Below are 5652 nucleotides of genomic sequence, written 5' to 3'. Positions count from 1 at the left end.
GCGACCGCCGAGGGCCCCCGAGCCGTACCCGAAAAACCGCCGACCCCCCTCGGAACCACCGACGGACAGGACCACCGACGTGCGACCCGCCTTCCGGCCCCTGGCCCGCCTGGCCGCCGCCCTGGCCGTGCCCGCCCTGCTGCTCGCCGCGGCCGCGCCCGCCACCGCGGCCCCCGCGCCCTCGACTCCCTCGCCGCACCGCTCGGCCGGCTGCGGCACCGCCCCGCCCCAGCGGCCCGGGGAGAGCGCCCAGCACTCCCTGACCAGCGGCGGCCTGGACCGCTCCTACCGGCTCCACCTGCCCGAACGCTACGACGGGCGGCGCGCCTGGCCGGTCGTGCTCGCCTTCCACGGCCGCGGCAACACCGGCGCCGGGACCGAGGCCTTCTCCGGCCTGTCCGAACTCCCCGCCGTCGTCGTCTACCCCGAGGGCGTCATCGGCCAGGGCGACGGCGACCGCCAGGCCTGGCAGGGCGCCCCCTACTCCGCCCCCGGCGTCGACGACGTCGCCTTCACCCACGACCTCCTCGACGAGCTCGAAGCGATCCTGTGCACCGACCCCTCCCGGGTCTACGCCACGGGCAAGTCCAACGGCGGCGGGTTCACCGCCGTCCTGGCCTGCACCGCCTCCGAGCGCATCGCCGCCATCGCCCCCGTGGCCGCCGCCCTGTACCCCGACGACCTGGGCTGCGACCCGGTCCGCCCGGTCCCGGTGATCTCCTTCCACGGCACCGACGACGCCACCATCCCCTACCTCGGGGACACCGGTCGGGGCCTGCCCGACATCGCCGCCTGGAACGCCGAACGCGCCGACGCCAACGGCTGCCGCCCCGGCCCGCGCGCCCGCCGGATCGAACCCGACGTCACCGTCCGGGACTGGCGGGGCTGCGACCGCGGCGCCCCGGTCCGCCACGTCGCCGTCGACGGCGGCGGACACACCTGGCCCGGCGCCGACTCCTACAGCGGCGGCGGATACGCCACACAGACCATCGAGGCCCACGAGGAGCTGTGGCGCTTCGTGAGCCGCCACCACCTGCCCGCCCGGTTCGTCCGGCCCTCCGCCTGAGCCCTCCGCCTGACCCGTCCATCCCAGGAGCACCACCATGTCCCAGCCCGCCCCCGGCGGCCCCGACCGCACGGCCGCCGCCACCGAGGACGTTCCGCTGCCGCGCATCGTCCGCGCCATGGCCGTCGTCGAACGCGTCGGCAACGCCCTGCCCCACCCGTTCTGGCTGTTCTGGATCCTGGCCGCCGTCCTCGGCGTCTCCAGCGCGATCATGGCCTCGCTCGGCGTCTCGGTGGTCTCGCCCAGCGACGGCGAGACCGTCGTGGTCCGCAACCTCCTCAGCGGAGAGGGCCTGGCCATGGCCGTCTCCACCATGATCGGAAACTTCGCGTCGTTCCCGCCGATGGCCACCATCGTCGCCGTCATCATGGGCGTGGCCGTCGCCGAGCGCAGCGGCTTCCTGGCCTCCCTCATGCGCGTCAGCGTCTCCCGGGTGCCCACCGGCTGGGTGGTGTTCGCGGTCGCCTTCGCCGGGACCGTCGCCCACGTCGCCTCGGCCGCCGCCTACATCATCCTGGTGCCCCTGGGCGGGCTGGCCTTCCGCGCCGTCGGCAAGTCCCCCGTCCTGGGCGTGGTTGTGGCCTACACCGCGATCGCCTCCGGGTACGACGCCAGCCCCATCCCCACGCCCAACGACGCCATCTTCGCGGGCATCACCACCGCGGCCGCGCAGATCGTCGACCCCGGGGCGTACGTGTCGCCGCTGAGCAACTGGTTCTTCAACATCGCGTCCTCGGTGGTGCTGGCGGCGGTGATCACCCTCATCACCAAGCTCGTCCTGGAGAAGCGCCCCGACCTGGACCCCGACCCGGACGTGGACCTGGAGAACATCGGCACGCTCACCCTCACCGACGTCGAGCGCTCCGGGCTGCGCCGCGCCCTGCTCGCCCTGTTCGGCGCGCTGGCCGTGCTCACCGCGATCGTCGCCCCCGCAGGGTCGCCGCTGCGCGGCGAGGGCGGGAGCCTGGCCGAGTCCCCGCTGCTGGACGGCATCGGCGCCGTGGTGGCGCTGCTGTTCGGGCTGGTCGGCATCGTCTACGGGCACCGGGTCGGCACCATCGCCAAACCCGCCGACGTGCCGGCGCTCATGGTGCAGGGCATCAGGCAGATGGCGCCGGTCCTGGTGCTGTTCTTCGCCATCGCCCAGTTCCTGGCGTACTTCGACTGGACCCACATCGGGGACGTCATCGCGGTGCGCTCGGCCGAGGCGCTGGAGACCAGCGGCATCCCCGTGGTGGTGCTGTTCCTGTTCATCCTGTGCCTGCTGACGCTCATCAACGTGATCGTCACCAGCGGTTCGGCGATGTGGTCGATCTGCGCGCCGGTCCTGGTCCCGATGCTCATGCTCATCGACGTGCCCGCCGAGACCACCCAGGCGCTGTTCCGCATCGCCGACTCCGGGTCGACGGCGATCACCCCGATGAGCCCGTACTTCATCATGGCGCTCGGCTTTTTGCAGCAGTACCGCAAGAAGGCGGGGATCGGCACCCTGGCCTCCTACACGCTGCCGCTGGCGATCGGCATGACGCTGGTGTGGACCGCGCTGTTCCTGGCCTGGTGGGCCCTGGGCATCCCGCTCGGCCCGGGCGCCCCGGTCCGCTGACCCCCGCCCGCCCCCGCCGCCACCGCGCCCGCCCCGCGCCCCCGCGGGGCGGGCCCGGCGGCTGTTACCCTTCCGGGGGTTCCGGCGACGGGGGGACGATGGGCGGGGGACGGGCCGCGGCGTGGCGGCGGGAACCGGAGGCGGTCCACCGCAGGCTGCGCGACGCCATCGGCCTGGCCCGCGCCGCCATCGACCGCGGCGAGGACACCGGGACCCCGTCCCGTGACCTGCTGCTGTACTGCCACGGGTTCTGCCGGGCCCTCACCGTCCACCACCGCAGCGAGGACACGGCCCTCTTCCCCCTGCTGGTGGCCGCCGAGCCGGGGCTGGCCCCGGTGGTCTCCCAGCTCAAGCAGGACCACTCCATGCTCGACCACCTCATCGGCGCGCTGGAGAAGGCCCTGGCCCGCGGCGAGGACGCCGAGGAGCTGCATCGCCACCTCGACGGCATCGAGGCGGTCATGGAGACCCACTTCGGGTACGAGGAGCGCAGGATCGGCTCCGCCCTGGACACCCTCGACGCCGGCGGCCTGGACGGCACCGACCTGTTCGGCCCCGTCGCCTGACACCCCGCCCCTCCCGAACGTGGTCCGATGTCGTAGCGTAGAGGTCATGGGATCGCTCCCATGCCTGTCCGTAACCCCCGGCCACGCCCTGTCACCGCAGGAGGAACCCCTGGTGAACGCCCCGCACCCCTACCTCGACCCCGCGCTGAGCGTCGCCGAACGGGTCGCCGACCTGCTCTCGCGGATGACCCTGCCGGAGAAGGTCGGCCAGATGCTCCAGCTGGACGCCCGGGGCGGGGTGCGCCCCCTGGTCGAGGACATGCACGTCGGCTCCCTGCTGCACACCTCCCCCGCCCTGGTCCTGGAGGCCGCCGCGCTCACCGAGCGCACCCGGCTGCGCATCCCCCTGCTCGTCGCCGAGGACTGCATCCACGGCCACTCGTTCTGGGAGGGCGCCACCGTGTTCCCCACCCAGCTCGGCATGGCCGCCACCTGGGACCCCGACCTCATCGAGCGCGCCGCCCGCGCCACCGCCGTCGAGGTCGCCGCCACCGGCATCCACTGGACCTTCTCCCCGGTCCTGTGCATCACCCGCGACCTGCGCTGGGGCCGGGTCGGCGAGACCTTCGGCGAGGACCCCCACCTCATCGGCGAGTTCGCCTCGGCCATGGTGCGCGGCTACCAGGGCGCCGGGCTGGACGACCCCACCGCGATCCTGGCCTGCGCCAAGCACTTCGCCGGCTACTCCGAGACCCAGGGCGGCCGCGACGCCACCGAGGCCGACATCTCCCGGCGCAAGCTCCGCTCCTGGTTCCTGCCCCCGTTCGAGCGGGTCGCCCGCGAGGGCTGCCGCACCTTCATGCTCGGCTACCAGTCCATGGACGGGGTGCCGATCACCGTCAACTCCTGGCTGCTCGACGAGGTGCTGCGCGGCGAGTGGGGCTACACCGGCACCCTGGTCACCGACTGGGACAACGTCGGCCGCATGGTGTGGGAGCAGAAGATCCAGCCCGACCACACCCACGCCGCGGCCGCCGCGGTCAGGGCCGGGAACGACATGGTCATGACCACCCCCGGGTTCTTCGAGGGCGCCCAGGACGCCGTCGCCCGCGGCATGCTCGCGGAGGCGGAGATCGACGCCGCCGTCGCGCGCATCCTCACCCTCAAGTTCGAGCTCGGCCTGTTCGAGAACCCCCGCCACCCCGACCCCGCCCGCCAGCGCGCCGTCATCGGCTCCCGCGAGCACACCGGCCTCAACCTGGAGGTCGCCCGCCGCTCCCTGGTCCTGCTCGCCAACGACGGCACCCTGCCGCTCACCGACGAGCGTGTCCCCGGCCCCGGCGGCCGCGCCGTGGCCCGCACCGGCGAGGCCGCCCGCACCATCGCCGTCGTCGGCCCCAACGCCGACGACCCGCACACCCAGCTCGGCGACTGGGCGGGCGCCTCCGGCCAGGTCGACTGGCTGCCCGACGGCCACCCCCGGGAGCTGACCCGCACCGTCCTGGACGGCCTGCGCGACCACGCCCCCGAGGGCTGGAAGGTCGTGCACGCCCGCGGCGCCGACATCTGCCGGCTGGGCCCCGACCCGGCCGGGGCCACCTTCCCCGACGGCCAGCCCCGCCCGCCCGTCGTGCACCCCGCCGAGCCGGACGAGACGATGATCGCCGAGGCGGTCGCCGCCGCCGAGGCCGCCGACCACGTCGTCGCCGTCGTGGGCGACCGCATCGAACTGGTCGGGGAGGGGCGCTCCACCGCCACCCTGGAGCTGGTCGGCGCCCAGACCGCCCTGCTGGACGCGCTCGCCGCCACCGGCACCCCGATGACGGTCGTGGTCATCGCCTCCAAGCCCCTGGTGCTGCCGGAGTCGGCCCTGAACGCCGCCGCCCTGGTGCACGCCGCCAACCCCGGCATGCAGGGCGGCCGGGCGATCGCGGAACTCCTGCTCGGGCTGATCGAGCCGTCCGGGCGGCTGCCCATCTCCTACGCCCGCCACGCCGGGCAGCAGCCGACCTTCTACAACCAGGTGCGCGGCCAGCACGGGGACCGGTACGCCGACCTCACCCAGCGGCCCGCGTTCGTGTTCGGGGAAGGGCTCGCCTACACGACGGTGGAGTACTCCGACCTGGCGGTCACCGGCACCGACCTGGGCGCGGACGACACCGTGCGCGCCGAGGTCACCGTCGCCAACACCGGGACCCGCCCGGCGGTGGAGACCGTGCAGGTGTACGTCTCCGACACCGTCACGTCGGTGACCTGGGCCGACCGGGAGCTCAAGGCCTACCGGCGGGTGGAGCTGGCCCCGGGGGAGTCCCGCCGGGTGGGGCTGGAGGTGCCGGTGGCCGACTGCACCCTGGTGGACGCCGCCGGGGTGCGGCGGGTGGAGCCGGGCGACTTCGAGCTGCGGGTGGGCCCGTCCTCCCGGGAGGAGGACCTGCTGCGGGCCTCCTTCACCGTCCGCGCCTGACGGCGGGTGCGGG

Annotated in this window: 4 protein-coding genes; all 4 read left to right on the top strand. The window is 74.4% G+C overall.

Annotation, left to right across the window (positions count from 1 at the left end; translation table 11 throughout):
• The first annotated feature begins 79 nt into the window (after positions 1 to 79).
• The gene (locus ACJOT3_RS31675; protein WP_406976808.1) at positions 80 to 1066 is read left to right on the top strand and encodes a CE1 family esterase; all 987 of its coding nucleotides are present in this window, start codon (positions 80 to 82) and stop codon (positions 1064 to 1066) included.
• Positions 1067 to 1103: 37 nt separating this feature from the next.
• Positions 1104 to 2669 carry an AbgT family transporter gene (locus ACJOT3_RS31670; RefSeq protein WP_406976807.1) on the top strand — a complete coding sequence of 522 codons (1566 nt, stop codon included), beginning with the start codon at positions 1104 to 1106 and terminating at the stop codon, positions 2667 to 2669.
• Between the two features lie 98 nt (positions 2670 to 2767).
• Positions 2768 to 3235: a hemerythrin domain-containing protein gene (locus ACJOT3_RS31665; protein WP_406976806.1), complete on the top strand. Its 468-nt coding sequence runs from the start codon at positions 2768 to 2770 to the stop codon at positions 3233 to 3235.
• Between the two features lie 46 nt (positions 3236 to 3281).
• A complete protein-coding gene (locus ACJOT3_RS31660; protein WP_406976805.1) occupies positions 3282 to 5639 on the top strand; it encodes an exo-beta-d-1,3/1,6-glucosidase in 2358 nt (785 codons plus the stop codon).
• Positions 5640 to 5652 lie beyond the last annotated feature (13 nt).

Origin of the sequence: Nocardiopsis protaetiae (assembly GCF_045446735.1) — a bacterium.
GTDB lineage: Bacteria > Actinomycetota > Actinomycetes > Streptosporangiales > Streptosporangiaceae > Nocardiopsis > Nocardiopsis protaetiae.
The sequence above is the reverse complement of the archived record's forward strand: the minus strand, read 5'-3'. Positions and strand labels throughout refer to the sequence as shown.